Below are 20,579 nucleotides of genomic sequence, written 5' to 3'. Positions count from 1 at the left end.
TTTCCTTTCATCATCGGTGAGCGCCGAGGCAAGCCATGCTTGCCGTTCCAACAACAAGGAGAATCGCATGCGGCAATCGATATTACGTTCGGGGCTGGCCAGCGCCCTATTTGTGCTGCTCACCGCTTGTGGAGGTGGTGGCAGCGGCGAGAGCGACGCGGCGGGAGGCGGCAGCCCCGGTGGCGGAAATACCAATGGCGGCAGTGGCTCGCAGCCGACCGTCAACGATATTCCGACCCGTACCCAGGCAGCACGCATGCTGGTCCAGGCATCCTTCGGCCCTACGAGCGCCGAGATCGAGCATTTGGCGTCCAGCGGCTACGGCGCGTGGCTGGATGAACAATTCGCCAAGCCCCAGGTTCTGCACCGCGACTATATGAACAACATCGCGGCCAGCACCGGACAGAGCTTCAACCAGAACAACTTCTTCGAATCCTTCTGGCAGCAGGCAGCCACCGGCGAGGACCAGCTGCGCCAGCGGGTCGCTTATGCGTTGTCGCAGATTTTCGTCGTCTCCTTCCAGGACAGTACGGTGGCCAATTACCCGCGCGGCGTGGCGTCGTACTACGACACGTTGGCAACGCATGCTTTCGGCAATTACCGAAGCCTCCTGGAAGCGGTATCGCTGCATCCGATGATGGGCATTTACCTGACCTCGATGCGCAACCAGAAGGAAGCCGGCGCCCGGGTGCCGGATGAAAACTATGCGCGCGAAGTCATGCAGCTGCTCACCATCGGCCTGCATGAGCTCAACCAGGACGGTTCATTGAAAATGTCGGATAACCGGCCAATGGAAACCTATACCAATGCCGATATCACCGGCTTGGCCAAGGTATTTACCGGCTGGAGCTGGGCCGGTCCGGACAAAAGCGACTCGCGCTTTTTCGGCGGCAATGCCGACCCGAACCGCGACTGGCTGCCGATGCAGGCCTATCCGAAGTTTCATTCGGTCTCCGAAAAGCGCTTCCTCGGCGCAGTCGTGCCATCCGGCGCGACGCCGGAAGTCAGTTTGAAGATTGCGCTCGATACCTTGTTCAATCATCCGAACGTCGGTCCGTTCATCGGTCGCCAACTCATCCAGCGGCTGGTGACGAGCAATCCGAGCCCGCAATACGTGGCGCGGGTCGCCGCCGCCTTTGCCAATAACGGCGCCGGTGTGCGCGGCGACATGAAGGCGGTGATACGGGCCATCCTGCTCGACCCGGAGGCGCGCTCGGACAATGTCGCGGCCGGTCCGGGCAGCGGCAAGCTGCGTGAGCCGGTGGTCAGGTTGGCAAACTGGATGCGCGCGTTCAATGCCAAGTCGGCCTCGGGACGTTTCCTGCTCGGCAACCTTGACGACCCGCTCAATTCACTGGGACAGACGCCGATGCGCTCTCCTTCCGTGTTCAACTTTTATCGGCCGGGCTACGTGCCGCCGAACACCGGGATCGCCGGCGCCGGGCTGGTCTCGCCGGAAATGCAGATTACCGGCGAGACATCAGTGGTCGGCTACCTGAATTTCATGCGCAACGTGATCCCCAACGGCACCGGCAACTCGCGCGATATCAAGTCCGACTATACCGAGGAGCTGGCCCTGGCGGATACGCCGGACAAGCTGATCGACCGCGTCAATCTGCTGCTGACGGCGAACCAGATGTCGCCCACCCTGCGCAGTCAGATCCTGGCCGCGGTCAATTCAGTCACGATACCGACGAATAACGCCGCCAACGCCGCCACCGCCCGCAGGAACCGCGTCATGCTCGCCATCTTCCTGACCATGGCATCGCCCGAATACATCGCGCAGAAATAGGAGCCCAAGATGACCCGCACAATCAATGCATCACGCCGCCGGTTCCTGCGCGCCGCATCCGCCATGTCGGTGGTCGGCACCGCCGGCGCACCGTTCGCGCTCAACCTGCTGACGATGGGCGCGGCGGCGGCGCAGACGGCCGACGACTACAAGGCCATCGTCTGCCTGTTTCTTTCCGGCGGCAATGACCACGCGAATACCGTGTTGGCCACCGACCCGACGTCCTGGAACGACTATCTCAGCGTGCGCACCACCACGGAAGCTGGATCGATCGCCTTGCCGGCAGTGGGCACCCCCGGCGGCGTACTGCCGATCAGTCCTGCGGCAGGCCACGCGGGCCGAAGCTTCGCCCTGCATCCCAGCCTCGGTCCGCTGAAAGACCTGTTCGATGCCGGCCGGGCAGCGATCGTTGCCAACGTCGGCCCGCTGATCGCGCCTACCACCAAAGACCAGTACAGGGCGAGAAGCGTGCCCCTGCCTCCGAAGCTGTTTTCTCATAACGACCAGCAGTCGCTCTGGCAGGCATACCAGCCGGAAGGCGCAAAGTTCGGCTGGGGCGGGCGCATGGGCGACCTGCTGGCATCGATGAACGCCAACACTACGTTCACCTCGATTTCCGCTTCCGGCAATGCGGTGTTCCTGGCCGGCCAGACGATCAACCAGTACCAGGTTAATCCGTCCGGCGCTGTGCCGATCGGCGGACTGACCGGGTCCCTGTTCGGTTCAAGCGCCGGCGCCAATCCGCTGCAGGCCATCATCAGCGGAGGCGGCAATCATCTGCTGGAGAAGGATCATGCGGCGATCGTCAGGCGCTCGATCAGTGCGCAGGGCGTCCTCAGCGCGGCCATGCTGCCGGCCGGCGCGACAGGTATCCCAAACCCGTCGCAATACACCAATCCCAACACCGGTGCGCTCGCCAATAACCCGTTGGCGACACAGTTGCAGACAGTGGCGCGGGTCATCGGCGGGCGCAGCGGACTCGGCGCGCGGCGGCAGGTGTTCTTCGTCAGCATGGGCGGCTTCGACACCCATGATTTCCAGCGCACGTCGCAGGCCGACCTGATGGCGAAACTCGCGCATGCGCTGTCCTATTTCGACTCGACGCTATCCGCCCTCGGTGGCAGCGACCTGCGCAATCAGGTTACGCTGTTCACCGCATCCGACTTCGGCCGCACCTTCACCAGCAATGGCGACGGTACCGACCATGGATGGGGATCGCACCATTTCGTGGTGGGCGGCGCGGTCAAGGGAAGGAATATCTACGGCGACTTCCCGGTCACCGGACTCGGGCATGCGCTGGACGTGGGATCGGGAAGCTTATTGCCGTCGATCTCGGTGGACCAGTACGGCGGCACGCTGGCGGGATGGTTCGGGTTGAATCCAACGCAGGTTGCCGAGGTGTTTCCGAATATTGCAAACTTTTCGAACCGGAACCTCGGCTTCATGGCCTGATAACGACGATGTGTGCGGCCCGGATGGGGCTGTCAATCGCCGCCGTCGCCGCCACCGTCGCCGCCATTGCCGTCGCCCTCGACGTCTCCGCCCCCGCCGTCATTACGGCGATCCGGGGATCTGCCGGAAAAACCGCCGCAGCCGATATCGGCTGCGCAATACTGGTTCGATCCTGGCGTGCAGTAAAGCGCATAGTTGTACCCGCCGGGAATGGCGAGCATCGCATCGATTGCAAACAGGAGAGGAAGCCGCTGCGGTGAGGACGGGCTGATATTCTCGCGCAGGCAAGACAACTGCCATGCGCGCTTGATGCCGTCCTGGGCAACGGTAGGCGTCAGCATCGCTTCCGCCGGCGTGTGGTGAAGAAATCTGCCGAGGACCTTGCGGCAGAAGTCCTGATAGCCACGGGTAAATACGATGAACTCATGCCAGGCCGCATCCACCGCTTTGCTGGGCATGGAAACCATCCTGCCGTTCGCCATCAGCGCAACGGCAAAGTATTCACGCAGCCCCATCATGACCACACCGACCTGTTCATCGCTGAGATGCGGGTAGATTTCCTTCAGCCTGCGCGATATCCCGGCCGGGAAAACATACTGTTCGAGCCGCCTGCGGCGGCGCCTCCGTGCGCCGCGCCGCCACACATCCAGCGCAATGACCGACGCAACGGCCAATGCGAAGATGCCAAAAATGAGTTCCGACATTCAGACCTCCCTTTTGCTCATCGCGATTCACGGAAAGGGCAGCAATCGGCGCCATTCCCCGGGTCCTGACCGGAAGCGAAACCGGCGCCTCAGGTCTTTGGCAGTGTCACGCCACGCTGCCCCTGATACTTCCCGCCCCTATCCTTATAGGACGTCTCGCAAACCTCATCGCTCTCGAAGAACAGCACCTGCGCGCACCCCTCCCCGGCATAAATTTTGGCCGGCAGCGGCGTGGTATTGGAGAACTCCAGCGTCACATAGCCTTCCCATTCCGGCTCGAAGGGCGTGACGTTGACGATGATGCCGCAGCGGGCGTAGGTGGATTTGCCGAGGCAGATGGTGAGCACGCTGCGGGGAATGCGGAAATACTCGACCGTGCGGGCCAGCGCGAAGGAGTTCGGCGGGATGATGCAGACGTCGCCCTTGAAATCCACGAAGGATTTTTCATCGAAGTTCTTCGGGTCGACGATGGTGCTGTTGATGTTCGTGAAAATCTTGAATTCATCGGCGCAGCGGATGTCGTAGCCGTAGGACGAGGTGCCGTAGCTGACGATCTTGTGGCCGTTGGCGCTGCGCACCTGGCCCGGCTCGAACGGCTCGATCATGCCGGTTTCCTCTGCCATGCGGCGGATCCACTTGTCGGATTTGATGCTCATTGTTGTCGCGCTTCCCGGGGTTGCTGGTCGCAGGATTTTACGCGAAAACAGGCGTGCGGCCACCATCGGCGGCCATCGAAGTGGTTGCCCGATTGTCTACATGTGCCCGGCGCAGGCGGTGTAGGCCTCCCTCAGGAGCGTCGGGTTCTGCAGCAGCCGGTCCTTCCATTCGCCGAGTTCGATGCGGTGCCGGATCAGGTCGCGCAGCACGCTCGCATGTTCGGTCAGGCCGATGGCATTGGAGCCGACCAGCACATCCTTGTTGAATTCCAGCCGCAGGTAGCGAAAATTGCGGTCGTCGCTCATTTCCACCCACTCGCCGCCGGACACGCCGCGCCATTGGCCGAAGGATGCCGAGACCAGACCGAGCGTATCGATCACATCGATCTGGCGCGCCTCGTGCTGGAAAGCGCGTTGGCCGGTCATGTTGAGTGCCGCGCAATAGGCCTGGTCGGCTGCGTTCGGCTGCACGCCGGAGATCATGGTGCGGCCGGAATCGTTGTCGAACGACTCGGCGCAATCGCCGGCGGCATAAATGCCGTGCAAATTCGTCTGCATCGATGCGTCGACCAGGATACCCTGCGAGCATTTGATGCCGCTGCCGCCGAGGAAGCCGACGTTCGGCTTGACGCCGGTGGCGCAGACGATCAGGTCGGCATGCAGCTGGCGACCGTCGGACAGGCGCGCCACCAGCGGCGTGCCGGCCAGCGAGCCGTCCTGACGGCGGACGGTGTCGATCGCCTCCACCCGCGTCGACGTATGCACGCGGATGCCCTTCTTCTCGCACCATTGCTTGATCATGCGGCCGGCGCCCTCGCCCATCATGTTGGGCACCATGCGGTCGCGTTTTTCCACCACTGTCAGTCGCACACTGCGGGCTGCCAGGGCTTCCATTACGATGCAGCCGATGAAGCCCGCGCCGATCAGCACCACGCGGGCGCCTGGCCGGGCAAGCTGGATGATCTTGCGGGCATCGTGCATCGTCCAGCAGGAATGCACCCCGGGCGCGTCGATGCCGGGAATGAGCGGCATGACGGGACTGGCGCCGGTGGCAATCAGCAGCCGGTCGAAATCGAATACAGAGCCATCCTCGGTCGCGACCTTATGCAGCTGCGGGTCAATGCGGCGCACCCTGCCGAATCGCTGCTCGATGCGCATTTCCTTGAAATGCTCGGGATTTTTGCGCAGATGCGTACCCTGCTCCTTGATGTCGCCCATCAGCAGGTAGGGAAGTGCCATCCGGGAATACGGTGGCTCCGGCTCGTTGCCGATAAGGAGAATTTCGTCGTCCGGAGCATTCTTGCGAATGGTTTCGGCGGCGATCACGCCCGCAGGGCCATTGCCGATGATGAGATGCTTCATGCCGGCCTCCCGCATGCCGGATTGACATGTAACGGATACCGGTGATTCGCTGGATGTTTTTGCACGACCTCCTCCTTATGGATCAGGTGTTCCAAAAACAACTATATCGGCGAAATGCTCATGGGAATTGCATTTTGTCAAGAACTGCCGACAAATAGCGCATTGCTTGCGCAATATCAATATTTACGCTGTAGCAATGGCTCAATTTCTCCGCCGCCACCTCGACGAACCAGCCCCTTCCGCCGGCGGGGAGAGGGGACGCCAGAGAGAAAGGCGAGGATGCAGCATTCGTCCCTACCGCTGCATCGATTCCCATACCTTCTGCAACCGCTTCACCGACACCGGCATCGGCGTGCGCAATTCCTGCGCAAACAGCGACACCCGCAGCTCCTCCAGCAGCCACCGGTACTCCGTCATCTTCGGATCGGCGCTTTTCGGCCCCTGCTTTTGGGCGCGCTGCCAGTGTGCGGCCGCCTGCGCCCATTCCGCCATCAGCCGCGTGTCGCGCGCCGGATCGGCACGCAGTTTTTCCAGGCGCACGTTGATCGCCTTGAGATAGCGAGGAAAATGGGCCAACTGCCCATAGTCGTTGTCGGCGATGAACCGCTTGCCGATCAGCGCCTGCAACTGCGCCTGCATGTCGGCCACGTTCTGTGGATACGCCTTGGCGGCTGCCTGCAGTTTCTTTGGCAGCGACGCATACTCGGCGAGGATGCTGGCGGCCAGGCGCGCGATCTCGTTTACCAGCAGGTTGAGTCGTGCCTTGCCCTCCTCCTTGCGCCGATTGAACTCCTCCGCATCGGCCGGCAGCGGCTCCTGCATGCACGCCCGCTCCAGTCCGGCCTGGATGATCTGTTCGCGCAGCTCCTCCTGCGAACCGAGCGACAGGAATTGCATGCCCATCTGCTGCAGGCCGGGGACGTTCTTTTCCAGGTACTTCAGCTGCTCCTTCAACTGCAGCGCAAACAGCCGCCGAAGGCCGAGCCGGTGGACTCTTGCCGCTTCGGCCGGATCGTCGAAGACTTCGATATCGCAATGCGTCGTCCGGTCCACCAGCGCCGGAAAGCCGATCAGCGTCTGCTTGCCCTGCTGGATTTCCAGCAGTTCCGGCAGTACGCCGAAGGACCAGCCGGTCAGGTTCTGGTGTTCGCTGACGGCGCCGGAAGAGCTCTTTTTCTGCTGCGGTTTCTGCTGACCGCCGTCGCCATCGACCGGTACCACCGCCGTGTTCTCGGCCAGCTTCTGGAACCGTTCGCGCGCCTGTCCGCCGAGCTCCGCCTGCAGCGCCGCGAGGTTGCGACCCATGTCCAGCTGGCGGCCATGCTCGTCGATCACCTTGAAATTCATGAAGTGGTGCGCCGGCAGGGTTTCCAGCTTGAAGTCGGCAGTCTTGATGGCGATGCCGGTCTGCTCCCGCACATCGGCGATCAGCGCATCCAGCAGGCTGCCCTTGCCGAAGGTTACGCGCTCGACGAACCCGGCCGCATAGTCGGGAAGCGGCACGCAATGCCTGCGCAGCTTCTGCGGGAGCGACTTCAGCAGCAAGTGCGTCTTTTCCTTCAGCATTCCGGGCACCAGCCATTCGCTGCGCTCGGCGGACACCTGGTTCAGCGCGTAGAGCGGAACGGTCAGCGTCACGCCGTCGCGCGCACTGCCGGGCTCGAAATGATAGGACAGCGTCATCGCGATGCCGGCTACTAACATCGACTTCGGGAACAGGTCCGTGGTCACGCCCGCCGCTTCGTGCCGCATCAGGTCGTCGCGGTTCAGGTAGAGCAGCTTCGGGTTCTTGGCCGTCGCATCCTTGTGCCACTTCTCGAAGGCCGCGCCGTTCCAGATGTTATGCGGAACGTGCTTGTCATAGAACGCGGCAATCAATTCCTCGTCCACCAGCACATCGAGGCGGCGTGACTTATGTTCCAGGTTTTCGATTTCCCGGATCAGCTTCTGGTTATGTGCGAGGAATGGCGCACGGGTGTCGAACTCACCGGCGACAAGCGCCTCGCGAATGAAGATGTCGCGCGCCTCCTTCGGATGAATCAGACCGTAATTGATGCGCCGCTGGCTGTAGACCACCAGCCCGTAGAGCGTCGCACGTTCGGACGCCACCACCTGCGCCGCCCGTTTCTCCCAACGCGGTTCCCCGTAGGATTTTTTCAGCAGGTGGCCGCCCACCCGCTCCAGCCATTCGGGCTGCAACTGCGCCACGGTGCGCGCATAGAGACGCGTGGTATCGACCAGCTCCGCCGCCATCATCCATCGTCCGGCCTTCTTGCCGAGGTAGGAGCCGGGCCAGATATAGAACTTGATGCCGCGCGCGCCGAGGTAGACCGGCTCATCCTCCGCCTTGAAACCGATATTGCCCAGCAGGCCGGTGAGCAGCGCGGTATGCAGTTGCTCGTAGGTCGCCGGCGATTCGTTCAAGCGCCAGCCCTGTTCGCGCACGATGGTGAGCAACTGCGAATGCACATCCCGCCATTCGCGCAGCCGCAGCTGCGACAGGAAGTTGGCGCGGCAGTTTTCCATCAGTTGCCGGTTCGATTTCTTGTGCTCGATCGCGTCTTCGAACCATTTCCAGATCTTCAGGTAACTCAGGAATTCCGATTTCTCATCGGCGAACTTCTTGTGCGCCTGATCGGCGGCATTCTGCGCCTCCAGCGGCCGGTCGCGCGGGTCTTGCACCGACAGCGCCGCCGCAATGATCAACACTTCGGACAGGCAGGCATTGTCGCGCGCGGCGAGGATCATGCGTCCGACGCGCGGGTCGAGCGGCAGCTTGGCGAGCTGGCGGCCAAGCGGGGTGAGTTGGTTGTTATCGTCGACCGCGCCGAGCTCCTGCAGAAGCTGGTAGCCGTCGGCGATCGCCCTGCCCGGAGGCGGTTCGATGAAGGGAAAGGTTTCCACATCGGTCAGCCGCAGCGATTTCATGCGCAGGATGACGGACGCCAGCGATGACCGCAGAATTTCCGGATCGGTGAACTTCGGCCGCTTCAGGAAATCCTCTTCGTCGTACAACCGGATACAGACACCGGCCGCGACCCGCCCGCAGCGGCCCGCGCGCTGGTTGGCGGCTGATTGCGCCACCGGCTCGATCTGCAGCTGCTCGACCTTGTTCCGGTAGCTGTACCGCTTCACGCGCGCCATGCCGGCGTCGACCACGTACCGGATGCCGGGCACCGTCAGGGAAGTTTCCGCGACATTGGTCGCCAATACGATGCGGCGCGCATTCGAAATCTTGAACACCCGCTCCTGCTCTTCGACCGACAGACGGGCGAAGAGCGGCAAAATTTCGACATGCGGCGGATGATGCTTGCGCAGCGCCTCCGCCGCGTCGCGGATCTCGCGTTCGCCGGGAAGGAATACCAGCACATCGCCGGAGCCGATGCGGGCCAGCTCGTCGACGGCATCGACCATCGCATCCATCAGGTCGCGCTGTTCCTTCTGCGCGCCGCCGACCGGCTTCGCTTCGGCTTTCTCCGACGGCTCCACCGGCCGGTATCGCACCTCGACCGGATATAACCTGCCCGACACCTCGATCACCGGCACTTCCCGCCCTTCGCTTCCGAAGTGGCGGGCGAAGCGCTCGGCATCGATGGTGGCGGAGGTGATGATCACCTTCAGGTCGGGGCGCTTCGGCAGCAACTGCTTCAGGTAGCCGAGCAGGAAGTCGATGTTCAGGCTGCGTTCATGCGCTTCGTCGATGATGATGGTGTCGTACTGCTTCAGCAGCGGATCGGTCTGCGTTTCCGCGAGCAGGATACCGTCGGTCATCAGCTTTACCGATGCGCCCTTCGACAGGGTATCCGTAAAGCGGACCTTGAAGCCGACATGCTCGCCCAGCGGCGAGCCGAGTTCGTGCGCGATCCGTTTCGCCGTGGCGGAAGCGGCGATACGACGCGGCTGTGTATGGCCGATCAGGCCCTTCTGCCCGCGTCCGAGCGCAAGGCAGATTTTCGGCAGTTGGGTCGTCTTGCCGGAGCCGGTCTCGCCGGAAACGATGACCACCTGATGCGCGCGCAAGGCTTCCGCGATCTCCTGGCGCCGGCCGGATACCGGCAACTCCTCGGGGAAGACAATGGCTGGAAGCGGATTGCGGACCAGTTCAAGGACCGGCGCCTCCTTGGCCGGGCGACGCTGGGGCGTTGATTTTTTGGTAGGTTGGGGTGCAGACATAGCGGGGCGAATTATAATGCCCTCCATGGAAAATTCAGTTCAATTCGTTCAGTGGCTGCGCTCGGTAGCGCCCTATATTCACGCTTTCCGGGGCAAGACCTTCGTAGTTGCATTCCCAGGCGAGCTGGTGAAGGCAGGCGCTCTGCCCGTGCTGGCACACGACCTGTCGCTGCTGCATGCGCTCGGCATCAAGGTGGTCATCGTCCACGGCTCCCGCCCGCAGGTGGAAGAGCAGTTGGCATTGCGCAATGTCGAGCCGCGCTATCACAACGGCCTACGGATCACCGATGCGGCGGCAATGGAATGCGCAAAGGAAGCCGCCGGCGAATTGCGGCTCGATATCGAAGCGGCGTTCAGCCAGGGTTTGCCCAACACGCCGATGGCCCATTCCGCGATCCGCATCATTTCCGGCAACTTCATCACCGCGCGGCCGCTCGGCGTCATCGATGGTGTTGACCTGGAATTCACCGGCGTCGCACGCAGGATTGCTTATGAGACCATTCATCCGATATTAAGTGCCGGAGGATTGGTCCTGCTATCGCCGCTCGGCTTTTCGCCGACGGGCGAAGCGTTCAACCTGACGATGGAAGATGTGGCCGTTGCGGCGTCGACCGCGTTGCGTGCGGACAAGCTGATTTTCATCACCGAAACGCCGATGATCACCGATGCCGCCGGCACCGAGCTGCGCGAACTGTCGTCACACCAGGCGCGCGCCATCCTGACCGCCGATGTCCTGCCTGCAGACGCCGCCTTCTACCTTCGTCACGCGGTGCAGGCTTGCAACAATGGCATTGCCCGCGCGCACATCGTGCCGTTTGCGACAGACGGCTCCGCATTGCTTGAACTGTTCACGCATGACGGCATCGGCACCATGGTCACCTACCAGAACCTGGAAAGCCTGCGCGAAGCCACGATCGAAGATGTGGGCGGCATTTTGAAACTGATTGAACCGCTGGAAGCCGACGGGACGCTGGTCAAACGCGGACGCGAGCTGATCGAGCGCGAGATCAACTACTTTTCGGTCATCGAGCATGACGGCGTGATTTTCGGCTGCGCGGCGCTGTATCCGTTCCCATCGGAAAAAATGGCGGAGATGGCCTGCCTGACGGTCAGCCCGGATGCGCAGACACAGGGCGACGGCGAACGCCTGCTGAAACACATCGAGAACCGCGCCCGCGCTTCCGGCTTCAGCAAGCTCTTCGTGCTGACGACACGCACCTCCCACTGGTTCCTGAAACGCGGCTTCGTCCTCGCGACCGTCGACGACCTGCCCAAGGACCGCCAGCACATGTATAACTGGCAACGAAAGTCCCAGGTACTGATCAAACAGCTTTAATTCATTTCATCAAGGAGCAACACTATGGCCCGCACGGTCCAATGCATCAAACTCAACCGGGAAGCCGAAGGCCTGGATTTCCCGCCGTACCCGGGCGAACTCGGCAAGCGGATCTATGAAAACGTGTCGAAGGAAGCCTGGGCCGGCTGGCTCAAGCACCAGACGATGCTGGTGAATGAAAACAGGCTGAATCTTGCCGATGTGCGTGCACGCAAGTACCTGGCGACGCAGATGGAACGGCATTTCTTCGGCGAGGGGGCGGATGCGGCGTCGGGGTATGTGCCGCCGACGGAGTGAGTTGATGCTGGAATAGATGTTGGCAAACTTTGCCTGGCGCCGAACCACCGCCGTCGAGCTCCTTCCTCCTCTTAGGAGATGAAGCCGGGGTGCCGCAACGCATGCGTTGCGCCGGCTGAATCCGAGTCGCTTGCAAGCGACGAGGTGGAAAGGTTGTAAGCGGATCTGCTCCTTCCCCCTTGTAGGGGGAAGGAACTCTACAGAGGCTTATCAACCTACAGGAGAGTTTTTCAAGCATCGGAGGCATTCTCAGCCAAATACCCGTTCAGCCCTCACGCAAACGCCATCCGCTTCACCCCTTCTGCAGTACCCAGCAACGCAACATCCGCCCCCCGCAACGCAAACAACCCCACCGTCACCACTCCGACGATATTGTTGATCCGCGCCTCCATCGCACCCGGATCGGCGATCTGCAAGCCGCTCACGTCGATGATCACGCAGCCGTTATCCGTCATCAGCGGCTTGCCGTCCTTCATGCGCAGCCGCGCTTCTCCGCCGAGTGCGGACAATTGGCGCGCAACGGCCGCATGCGCCATCGGTATCACTTCTACCGGCAGCGGAAACTTGCCGAGCATGTTCACCAGTTTCGAACCGTCGGCGATGCAGACAAACCTCTCCGCCACCGAGGCGACAATCTTTTCCCGCGTCAACGCCGCGCCGCCGCCCTTGATCATCGCACCCTGGGCAGTGATCTCGTCCGCACCGTCGATATACACCGGCATGCTGTCCACGTCATTCAGGTCGAAGACCGCGATGCCATGTGACTTCAGGCGAGCCGCCGTTGCTTCCGACGAGGCAACCGCGCCCTTGATGCGCTGCTTGATCTTGCCGAGCTCGTCGATGAAAAAATTGGCGGTGGAACCGGTGCCGACACCGATGATGGTGCCGTCAACCACGTAATCGATGGCCGCGCGGGCAACCGCTTGCTTGAGTTCGTCTTGGGTCATGATGAATTGCGGAAAAAGAAAGCGCCTATTTTAAGCGAGCAGGCGATCCCGGCCGACTTTTCTGTGCGTGCGGTCAGGATGCACGCAGACCCGCGGCTGCCGTTGCCAGCGCCGTGATCCGCGCCCAGTCTCCCGCTTGCAGCGCATCCTTCGGCGTCAGCCACGAACCACCGACGCAGGCGACGTTTTTACACGCCAGAAATTGCGCCGCCGTTTCCTGCGATACGCCGCCGGTAGGACAGAAGACGACATCCGGCAAAGGCCCGGCGATCGCATTCAGCATGCCGATGCCGCCTGCCGGAACGGCCGGGAACAGCTTCAGCTGCCGGAAGCCGGCTTCGCGCGCGGCCATCACTTCGGACGGTGTCATCACGCCGGGCAGCAACGGCAGGCCGCTTGCCTTCGCGGCGGAGATCAGGCTGGGCGTCAATCCGGGCGACACGCCAAATACCGCGCCGGCCTCGCGTGCCGCCGCGAACTCGTCACCCTGGGTCAGCGTGCCGACGCCGATGATCGCCTCCGGCACCTGCTGCGCGATGAGCCCGATCGCCGGCAGGCCGTGCTCGGTACGCAATGTGACTTCCAGCACGCGGATGCCGCCGGCGACCAGCGCTCGCGCCAGGGGCACTGCATGATTGATGTTGTCAATGGCGATCACCGGGATCACCGGCGACGCGTGCATGATGTCCAGCAGGCTGTTCGTGTTCATACCGTCACTTGCTCCTTGCGTTCCTGGTTTTCGTTGACCGGCGCCATCGCCGGCGGCAGACCGAATGTCGCTGCGCCCTCTTCCGCGGTGCTGATCGTCGCGCGGAATACGCCGAACAGCTCGCGCCCCATGCCGGTATGGTTACCGGAAAGGTCGGCTGTCGCCGGCTGCCGCTGCGCCCATTCGGCGGCCGGCACCAGCGCCTGCAGGACACCCGCTTCCGCATCGAGGCGAATCATGTCGCCGTCGCGCACAAGGCCCAGCGCGCCGCCGGCCAGCACTTCCGGCGACACATGGATCGCGGCGGGCACCTTGCCCGATGCACCCGACATGCGGCCGTCGGTCACCAGCGCCACATGCCGTCCCGCATCCTGCAGGCTGCCGAGCGCGGGCGTCAGGGAATGGAGTTCAGGCATGCCATTGGCGCGCGGCCCCTGGAACCGAACCACCGCGACGAAATCCCGGTTCAGTTCCCCGTTCTTGAACGCCAGCATGAACGCATCCTGCGAGTCGAAAACGATGGCCGGCGCTTCCACCAGCCGGTGCTGCGGCTTGACTGCCGAGATCTTGATCACGGCGCGCCCGAGATTGCCCGACAGGAGCTTGAGGCCGCCGTCGGCTGCAAACGGCGCCGACGCCGTGCGCAGGACATTGTCGTCGCCGCTGATTTCCGTCGCCGGCTTCCATATTGCCCTGCCCTCCTCGAGAAAGGGTTCCACGCAATGCGCCCGCAAGCCGTGTCCGAGTATGGTGGTGACATCGTCGTGCATCAGGCCCGCGTCCAGCAGTTCGCGCAGGACGAACGCTGGTCCGCCGGCGGCCTGGAAGTGGTTCACATCGGCTTCGCCGTTGGGATAGATGCGCGTGAGCAGCGGCACGACCGAGGAAAGCTGGTTGAAGTCATCCCAGTCGATGACGATGCCGGCGGCGCGTGCGATGGCTACCAGGTGCAGGGTATGGTTGGTGGAGCCGCCGGTGGCCAGCAGTACGACGAGCGCATTCACGATCGCCTTTTCGTCCACCACGCGGCCGACCGGAATAGGGTTGCCGGCCTGCGCGCTGATCTCGACCGCGCGCCGTGCGGCCGCGCGGGTCAGCGCATCGCGCAGCGGTGTGTTCGGCGTGATGAAGGCGCTGCTCGGCATATGCAGGCCCATCGCTTCCATGAGCATCTGGTTGCTATTGGCCGTGCCGTAAAAGGTGCAGGTGCCGGCGCCGTGATAGGACTGGGATTCCGCTTCGAGCAATTCCTCGCGGCCAATTTTGCCTTGTGCGTAAAGCTGGCGGATACGCGATTTTTCGGAGTTCGACATGCCGCTGGTCATCGGGCCCGCCGGGATGAACACCGCGGGAAGATGCCCGAAGTGCAGTGCGCCGATGAGCAGGCCGGGGACGATCTTGTCGCATACGCCGAGATAGACAGCGGAGTCGAACATGTTGTGCGACAGCGCAATCGCCGTCGCCATCGCGATCGCATCCCGCGAAAACAGGGACAGTTCCATGCCGGGCTGGCCCTGGGTGACGCCATCGCACATTGCCGGAACGCCGCCGGCGAACTGGGCGACGCCGCCCGCTTCGCGCACCGCTTCCCGAATGATCTTCGGGAAGCCTTCGAAGGGTTGATGCGCCGACAGCATGTCGTTATAGGAAGACACGATGGCAACCGACGGCTGTTTCTGTTGCCGCAATATCAGTTTGTCATTGGCCGGGAAGGCGGCGAAACCGTGCGCAAGGTTGGTGCAGGACAGTACGCTGCGCTGGACGCCCTGGCGGCGGGACGCATCGAGGCGGGCAAGATAGGCGAAACGGTACGGCTGGCTGCGGGAAATGATGCGTTCGGTAACCGCGGCGACGGTGGAATGGACGGGCATAAAGGAATCCTTGACTTGAAATCTTCTGAAATTTTACTACACGTTCGGAGCACGACAGGACGACCGCAGCGCAAATCAGGCGAACTGCATTACATCATTCGCGTATCTTTCTATTGCGCAATATCATACTGAACGCAGACACTGCGCGACTTCCTGCGCTATCTCAAACATTGCTTAAACCGCCTGGAACGGTTTGTAGTGAAATTACCAAATACTGATGTATAGTTATTTCCCATTTCTTCAACCGAATTGGCCATGTCACCATCAGCGAACCCGCAGCTTGCTCCCTTGCCCCCCTTATCCACCCTGCCGTCCTTCACCGCTCTGCAGTCGCACTATGCGGAAGCGAAGAACTGGCGGTTGCGCGACCTGTTCGCGGCCGACTCGGGCCGCTTCGATCGCTTTTCGCTTGAAGCGGCGGGTCTTCTTCTCGATTACTCGAAAAACAGGATCAGCGATCTGACAATGGACCTGCTGGCGCAGCTTGCGCACGAGCGCAACGTCGAAGCAAGACGCGACGCGATGTTTGCCGGCGACAAGATCAACACGACCGAAGGACGCGCGGTGCTGCATACCGCCTTGCGCACGCCGAAGGGCAACACCTTGACCGTGGATGGACAGGATGTGCTGCCGGAGGTTCATGCGGTGCTGGAACATATGCGGGCATTTACCGACCGGGTCCGCAGCGGCGAGTGGCTTGGCCGCAGCGGAGAGGCCATCACCGACATCGTCAACATCGGCATCGGCGGCTCCGACCTCGGGCCGGCGATGGCATGCCGGGCACTGCGCCCTTTCGTACATCCACGGCTGTCGATGCATTTCGTTTCCAATGTCGACGGCCACGATCTCGATGCGGTCTTGTCCCGCGTCAATCCGGACACCACGCTCTTTATCATCGCTTCAAAGACCTTCACCACCCGTGAGACCATGATGAATGCGCAATCCGCGCGCGCATGGTTTCTCAATGGAAGACAGGAAGCTGACCTGCCGAAACATTTCGTCGCCGTATCGACCAACACCTCGGCGGTAAGAGATTTCGGCATCGATCCGGAGAACATGTTTCCCTTTTGGGACTGGGTCGGCGGGCGTTATTCGATCTGGTCCGCGATCGGCCTGCCGGTCGCACTCGCCATCGGCTTTGACGGCTTCAGCGAATTCCTCGCCGGCGCCCATGCGATGGACCAGCATTTCCGTACTGCGCCGCTGAAGCGCAACATGCCGGTCGTGATGGCCTTGATCGGCATCTGGTACCGCAATTTCTTCGGCTACGGCTCGCTGTCGATTGCGCCGTATCATCAGGATCTTGGCCGCTTCCCCGCTTACCTGCAGCAGCTCGACATGGAAAGCAATGGCAAGCGGGTGATGGCGGACGGCACGCCTGTCGACCTGGCGACGGGCCCGCTGATCTGGGGCGATGTGGGCACGAACGGACAGCACGCCTACTTCCAGTTGCTGCACCAGGGCACCGACATCACGCCGGTCGACTTCATCGCGGCGCTCAAACCGGCCCACGGATTGCCCGGCCATCATCAGGTACTGCTGGCGAATTGCTTTGCCCAATCGGAAGCGTTCATGAAGGGCAAGTCGGCCGACGAAGTACGCGCGGAGATGAAGACGGCCAATGCGACGGACGAGCAGATCGAAGCACTGCTTCCACACCGCACTTTCCCCGGCAACCGGCCGAGCAATACCATCCTGATGGAGACACTTGCGCCGTCCACCTTGGGCGCATTGATCGCACTGTACGAGCACAAGGTATTTGTTCAGGGCGTGCTGTGGGGAGTGAACAGCTTCGATCAATGGGGCGTGGAGCTGGGCAAGGTTCTGGCCAAGAACATCGAATCGGAACTGGCAGGCGAAACGCGTCCGGAGACCCACGACGCCTCGACCAATGCGTTGATCGCCCGCGCCAGGGCAGCGCAATAAGCGACAGCATACCGCGGGACGCCATGCTGCTCGACGCCATACGCACCCGATTCGATTCGCTGTCGAAGTCGGAGCAGAAAGTTGCGCAGGCGGTGCTGAAAAGCCCGCAGCTCGCGCTCGCCGAAAACATTACCGCACTGGCAAAAAGCGCCCAGGTATCGGAGCCGACGGTGGTGCGCTTCTGCCGTGCGCTTGGTTACGACGGCTGGCAGGACTTCAAGCTCAAGCTGGCGCAAGGACTTGCAGTTGCGGTGCCGCAGGCGGACGAACCGCCGTTGCAAGGCGATCTCGCGGCCGACCTCGTCGGAAAGATATGCAGCCGGTCGATCAACACCTTGCTCGACCTGCGCAATCACCTGAACCCGGCCGCTATCGAGAAGGCGCTCGACCTGTTGTCCAAGGCAAACAAGATCGAGTTCTACGGCCAGGGAACGTCCGGCATCGTCGCCGCCGATGCGCAGCACAAATTCTTTCGTTCCGGCGTGCCGACGGTGGCGTATTCCGACCCGCATATTCACAGCATTGCAGCCTCATTGCTGCGCAAAGGCGATGCCGTGGTGGCAATTTCCCAGCGCGGCAACAGTAACGCCCTGCTGCGCAGCGCTGGACTGGCGCGCAAGGCCGGCGCCGACGTCATCGCCCTGGCCCCGAGCGGTACGCCGCTGGCGGAAGTGGCAACATTACTGGTGCCGATTGACCTCGGCGCCGATACCGATCCCTACACGCCGATCTCCGCCCGCCTTGCGCACCTGGTGGTGATCGACATTCTTGCGGTCGGCCTGGCGCTGAAGCGCGGCCCGGAATTCCGCAAGAAAATGCAAAATGCGCAAAAAACCCTGCAGAAGCTTGATCTGCAATTCGATTCCTTTCTCCGGCAGACGCCGAAAAGCTGACCAATCCGGCTATCATTTGCACTCGTTTGCATTTTGATGCCCACACCGGGACCATTTCATGAACCAGCTCGAACAACTGAAGCAATACACCACCATCGTTGCCGATACCGGCGATTTCCAGGCGATCCAGGCCTTCGCTCCCCAGGACGCCACCACCAACCCGTCGTTGATCCTGAAGGCGGTGCAAAAGGACGAATACAAGCCGCTGCTTGAAAAAGCGGTGCGTGACCATGGCGGCAAAACCCGCGATGAAGTCATCGACCAGTTGCTGGTGGCGTTCGGCGTCGAGATCCTGAAGATCATTCCCGGCCGCGTATCGACCGAAACCGATGCCCGGCTGTCTTTCGACACCAAAGCCACGATTGAAAAGGGCCGCAGCCTGATCGCGCTGTATGAAGCCGCCGGCATCGCGCGCGAACGCATCCTGATCAAGATCGCCTCCACCTGGGAAGGCATCCGCGCCGCCGAAGTACTGGAGAAGGACGGCATCCGCTGCAACATGACGCTGCTGTTTTCATTGCCCCAGGCAGTGGCCTGCGCCGAGGCAAAAGTCCAGCTCATCTCGCCGTTCGTCGGCCGCATCTACGACTGGTACAAGAAATCCACCGGCCAGGAATACACCGGTGCCGACGATCCGGGCGTACAGTCGGTCAAGCGCATCTACGATTACTACCGCAAATTCGACTACGACACCGAAGTCATGGGAGCGAGCTTCCGCAACACGTCGCAGATCGTGGAACTGGCCGGTTGCGACCTCCTGACGATCAGCCCCGAACTGTTGCAGAAACTGGCGGAAAGCGATGCGCCGGTGACCAGGAAACTGAACGTCGAGGAAGCGCGCGCGACGGACCTGCAAAAACTGACGCTGGACGAAAACCGGTTCCGGCTGATGTTGAATGACGATGCGATGGGTACGGAGAAGCTGGCCGAGGGGATACGGCAGTTCTGCGCGGATGCGGTCAAGCTGGAGAAGATTGTGGATGGGTTGCGGTGACTATTTGAAGTGGCATAAATATCTTCAGGCATCGCGACCGAAATGACTTGTCATTGTCAGATACTTGCCAACCGGCCATTCCCCCTTTTCAGGGCGCCCGACCAGGGAATAGGTTGGGATAGGGCGGCCCGACAGAGGTGTGAAAGTTGATCCATTGCATGCAGTCGAACAACCTCACCACCCCCACCCTAGCCCTCCCCCTGAAAGGGGGAGGGAACCTTATGGAGCAGTTCTAGTGATTTTAAATCTGCCGTCATTCTTTTATCTCCCGGACCAACTCGCAACCACCGCTGCCATCCCCGCCGCATCTTCCCCGCCAAGCTCCGCCAACCCCCGCGCAACCCCCGCCCTGTCCGCATCCGACCGGTTCTGGCTCACCTTCCACTTCCCCGTCAGTTTAGCCACCGGTATCTCCAGCCCCACAATCGCGCCAAGCAATTTGGCGATGTAACCCTCGGGTGCATCACCGATCTTCCACGGCATCTGCCGACGGGATTCATGCTGCTCGGTCAACTGCCCGAGCAGGTCCTGCAGCCATACCGCATCGTCGATGACCCGCAGCGGCCCGGTGGCTTGCACCACCATGTAGTTCCATGTCGGCACAACCTTGCCGTGTTCCTGCTTGCTCGCATACCACGACGGCGATATGTAAGCCTGAGGCCCCTGAAACAACACCAGCGCATCGACGTCGGGCGAGAAGGTTTTCCAGACGGGATTGCTGCGCGCGACGTGGGCGCGCAAGGTTCCGAACGGTGTCGGCGCGGGATCGTACAGGAAGGGAATCGGGTTCGCGTTCAAGCCGCCCGGATCCAGCGTGATCAGCATGCCGAGCGGATGCTCGCGCATCAGCTTCCGTAATGCATCCGGGCGCTGCTCTTCAAAGTACGGCGGCATGTACATGGTTTATTCTCCTGGAGGCTCGACGACGATCTCGGACTTGAGCGAATTGGCGATGAAGCAGTTTTCATGGGCATCGTGATGCAGCCCTTCAAGTTCCTGCGCGGACGGCCTCCGCTCGCCGGAAAAGCCAACCTGCGGCTTCAGCGTGATGCGGGTCATCACGACTTTTCCGCCGCCATTCTTTTCCATCACGCCAACTGCATGGTCGACATAGGAGTCCACGACGAATCCGCGCTTTCCGGCGAAATGCAGGAAGAACAGCATATGGCAGCTCGATGCCGATGCCACCAGGGCTTCTTCCGGATCGACCGCCGCCGCATCCGACATTGGAAGCGGGACGATGGACGGCGATGACGATGCCGGCACACGGGCGCCGCCGTCAAATACCCATTCATGGGCGCGGCTGTAGCGATTATCGGTAAATGCCTGCTCACCGCGCCGCCATGCGATAGTTGCTTCGTACTGATGCATAGATCCTCCGTTGAAAATTATGCCGAGCGCTTGATCATCCAGCCATTGGCGACCGGCTCAAAACCTGTTTTCGGGTAGTAGTCCATCGCCTCCGGC

At 61.8% G+C, this 20,579-nt stretch carries 16 protein-coding genes; 7 read left to right on the top strand and 9 right to left on the bottom strand.

Annotated features, from left to right (window positions below):
- Window positions 1–67 precede the first annotated feature (67 nt).
- Both VGU61_RS15195 and VGU61_RS15190 read left to right on the top strand, forming a co-directional pair.
- On the top strand, window positions 68–1,792 hold the full coding sequence (locus VGU61_RS15195) for a DUF1800 domain-containing protein (RefSeq protein WP_326860031.1): 1,725 nt from the start codon (window positions 68–70) through the stop codon (window positions 1,790–1,792).
- Window positions 1,793–1,801: 9 nt separating this feature from the next.
- Window positions 1,802–3,244 (top strand): DUF1501 domain-containing protein, encoded by a 1,443-nt coding sequence (locus VGU61_RS15190; protein WP_326860030.1) that lies wholly within the window; start codon window positions 1,802–1,804, stop codon window positions 3,242–3,244.
- A 32-nt stretch (window positions 3,245–3,276) separates the two neighbouring features.
- Here the strand turns inward: VGU61_RS15190 and VGU61_RS15185 are convergent, their stop codons facing one another.
- The 4 genes from VGU61_RS15185 to hrpA form a co-directional block, all read right to left on the bottom strand.
- Window positions 3,277–3,948, bottom strand: coding sequence for a hypothetical protein (locus VGU61_RS15185; RefSeq protein ID WP_326860029.1), 672 nt, complete (start codon window positions 3,946–3,948; stop codon window positions 3,277–3,279).
- A gap of 89 nt (window positions 3,949–4,037) precedes the next feature.
- Window positions 4,038–4,604 (bottom strand): dCTP deaminase, encoded by a 567-nt coding sequence (gene dcd, locus VGU61_RS15180; protein WP_326860028.1) that lies wholly within the window; start codon window positions 4,602–4,604, stop codon window positions 4,038–4,040.
- Window positions 4,605–4,700: 96 nt separating this feature from the next.
- Window positions 4,701–5,966: an NAD(P)/FAD-dependent oxidoreductase gene (locus VGU61_RS15175; RefSeq protein WP_326860026.1), complete on the bottom strand. Its 1,266-nt coding sequence runs from the start codon at window positions 5,964–5,966 to the stop codon at window positions 4,701–4,703.
- A gap of 294 nt (window positions 5,967–6,260) precedes the next feature.
- Window positions 6,261–10,139 carry an ATP-dependent RNA helicase HrpA gene (gene hrpA / locus VGU61_RS15170; protein ID WP_326860025.1) on the bottom strand — a complete coding sequence of 1,293 codons (3,879 nt, stop codon included), beginning with the start codon at window positions 10,137–10,139 and terminating at the stop codon, window positions 6,261–6,263.
- A 25-nt stretch (window positions 10,140–10,164) separates the two neighbouring features.
- Here hrpA and argA point away from each other — a divergent pair, with 25 nt between their 5' ends.
- Window positions 10,165–11,475 carry an amino-acid N-acetyltransferase gene (argA, locus tag VGU61_RS15165; protein ID WP_326860024.1) on the top strand — a complete coding sequence of 437 codons (1,311 nt, stop codon included), beginning with the start codon at window positions 10,165–10,167 and terminating at the stop codon, window positions 11,473–11,475.
- A 24-nt stretch (window positions 11,476–11,499) separates the two neighbouring features.
- Window positions 11,500–11,772 (top strand): oxidative damage protection protein, encoded by a 273-nt coding sequence (locus VGU61_RS15160; RefSeq protein ID WP_326860022.1) that lies wholly within the window; start codon window positions 11,500–11,502, stop codon window positions 11,770–11,772.
- Window positions 11,773–12,044: 272 nt separating this feature from the next.
- On the opposite strand, the gene rpiA is transcribed toward VGU61_RS15160, so the two are convergent.
- From rpiA to edd, 3 genes are all read right to left on the bottom strand, one after another.
- Window positions 12,045–12,719, bottom strand: coding sequence for a ribose-5-phosphate isomerase RpiA (gene rpiA, locus VGU61_RS15155; protein ID WP_326860021.1), 675 nt, complete (start codon window positions 12,717–12,719; stop codon window positions 12,045–12,047).
- 73 nt (window positions 12,720–12,792) lie between these two features.
- A complete protein-coding gene (gene eda / locus VGU61_RS15150; RefSeq protein WP_326860019.1) occupies window positions 12,793–13,428 on the bottom strand; it encodes a bifunctional 4-hydroxy-2-oxoglutarate aldolase/2-dehydro-3-deoxy-phosphogluconate aldolase in 636 nt (211 codons plus the stop codon).
- Window positions 13,425–15,299 carry a phosphogluconate dehydratase gene (gene edd / locus VGU61_RS15145; RefSeq protein WP_326860018.1) on the bottom strand — a complete coding sequence of 625 codons (1,875 nt, stop codon included), beginning with the start codon at window positions 15,297–15,299 and terminating at the stop codon, window positions 13,425–13,427. Before edd ends, eda begins: the two co-directional genes overlap by 4 nt.
- A gap of 255 nt (window positions 15,300–15,554) precedes the next feature.
- Between edd and pgi the strand changes: the two genes are divergently transcribed.
- The 3 genes from pgi to tal are packed head-to-tail and all read left to right on the top strand — an operon-like array spanning window position 15,555 to window position 19,112.
- The gene (pgi, locus tag VGU61_RS15140; RefSeq protein WP_326860015.1) at window positions 15,555–17,225 is read left to right on the top strand and encodes a glucose-6-phosphate isomerase; all 1,671 of its coding nucleotides are present in this window, start codon (window positions 15,555–15,557) and stop codon (window positions 17,223–17,225) included.
- Window positions 17,226–17,248: 23 nt separating this feature from the next.
- The gene (locus VGU61_RS15135) at window positions 17,249–18,118 is read left to right on the top strand and encodes an SIS domain-containing protein (RefSeq protein ID WP_326860014.1); all 870 of its coding nucleotides are present in this window, start codon (window positions 17,249–17,251) and stop codon (window positions 18,116–18,118) included.
- Window positions 18,119–18,176: 58 nt separating this feature from the next.
- Window positions 18,177–19,112 carry a transaldolase gene (gene tal, locus VGU61_RS15130; RefSeq protein WP_326860013.1) on the top strand — a complete coding sequence of 312 codons (936 nt, stop codon included), beginning with the start codon at window positions 18,177–18,179 and terminating at the stop codon, window positions 19,110–19,112.
- Window positions 19,113–19,373: 261 nt separating this feature from the next.
- Here tal and VGU61_RS15125 read toward each other — a convergent pair whose 3' ends face one another.
- Together VGU61_RS15125 and VGU61_RS15120 are read right to left on the bottom strand one after the other, a co-directional pair.
- Window positions 19,374–20,012, bottom strand: a complete 639-nt coding sequence (locus VGU61_RS15125; protein ID WP_326860012.1) for an FMN-binding negative transcriptional regulator — start codon at window positions 20,010–20,012, stop codon at window positions 19,374–19,376.
- Window positions 20,013–20,015: 3 nt separating this feature from the next.
- Entirely contained in the window at window positions 20,016–20,483 is a 468-nt protein-coding gene (locus VGU61_RS15120) for an OsmC family protein (protein WP_326860009.1), read from the bottom strand.
- Window positions 20,484–20,579 lie beyond the last annotated feature (96 nt).

Origin of the sequence: Noviherbaspirillum sp. (assembly GCF_035944575.1) — a bacterium.
Lineage (GTDB): Bacteria > Pseudomonadota > Gammaproteobacteria > Burkholderiales > Burkholderiaceae_D > Noviherbaspirillum.
The sequence above is the reverse complement of the archived record's forward strand: the minus strand, read 5'-3'. Positions and strand labels throughout refer to the sequence as shown.

Excerpts from the sequence above, each read along its gene's own strand:
- VGU61_RS15195 (WP_326860031.1), top strand. The coding sequence starts at position 68 with ATGCGGCAATCGATATTACGTTCGGGGCTGGCCAGCGCCCTATTTGTG.
- VGU61_RS15190 (WP_326860030.1), top strand. The coding sequence starts at position 1,802 with ATGACCCGCACAATCAATGCATCACGCCGCCGGTTCCTGCGCGCCGCA.
- VGU61_RS15185 (WP_326860029.1), bottom strand. The coding sequence starts at position 3,948 with ATGTCGGAACTCATTTTTGGCATCTTCGCATTGGCCGTTGCGTCGGTC.
- dcd (WP_326860028.1), bottom strand. The coding sequence starts at position 4,604 with ATGAGCATCAAATCCGACAAGTGGATCCGCCGCATGGCAGAGGAAACC.
- VGU61_RS15175 (WP_326860026.1), bottom strand. The coding sequence starts at position 5,966 with ATGAAGCATCTCATCATCGGCAATGGCCCTGCGGGCGTGATCGCCGCC.
- hrpA (WP_326860025.1), bottom strand. The coding sequence starts at position 10,139 with ATGTCTGCACCCCAACCTACCAAAAAATCAACGCCCCAGCGTCGCCCG.
- argA (WP_326860024.1), top strand. The coding sequence starts at position 10,165 with ATGGAAAATTCAGTTCAATTCGTTCAGTGGCTGCGCTCGGTAGCGCCC.
- VGU61_RS15160 (WP_326860022.1), top strand. The coding sequence starts at position 11,500 with ATGGCCCGCACGGTCCAATGCATCAAACTCAACCGGGAAGCCGAAGGC.
- rpiA (WP_326860021.1), bottom strand. The coding sequence starts at position 12,719 with ATGACCCAAGACGAACTCAAGCAAGCGGTTGCCCGCGCGGCCATCGAT.
- eda (WP_326860019.1), bottom strand. The coding sequence starts at position 13,428 with ATGAACACGAACAGCCTGCTGGACATCATGCACGCGTCGCCGGTGATC.
- edd (WP_326860018.1), bottom strand. The coding sequence starts at position 15,299 with ATGCCCGTCCATTCCACCGTCGCCGCGGTTACCGAACGCATCATTTCC.
- pgi (WP_326860015.1), top strand. The coding sequence starts at position 15,555 with ATGTCACCATCAGCGAACCCGCAGCTTGCTCCCTTGCCCCCCTTATCC.
- VGU61_RS15135 (WP_326860014.1), top strand. The coding sequence starts at position 17,249 with ATGCTGCTCGACGCCATACGCACCCGATTCGATTCGCTGTCGAAGTCG.
- tal (WP_326860013.1), top strand. The coding sequence starts at position 18,177 with ATGAACCAGCTCGAACAACTGAAGCAATACACCACCATCGTTGCCGAT.
- VGU61_RS15125 (WP_326860012.1), bottom strand. The coding sequence starts at position 20,012 with ATGTACATGCCGCCGTACTTTGAAGAGCAGCGCCCGGATGCATTACGG.
- VGU61_RS15120 (WP_326860009.1), bottom strand. The coding sequence starts at position 20,483 with ATGCATCAGTACGAAGCAACTATCGCATGGCGGCGCGGTGAGCAGGCA.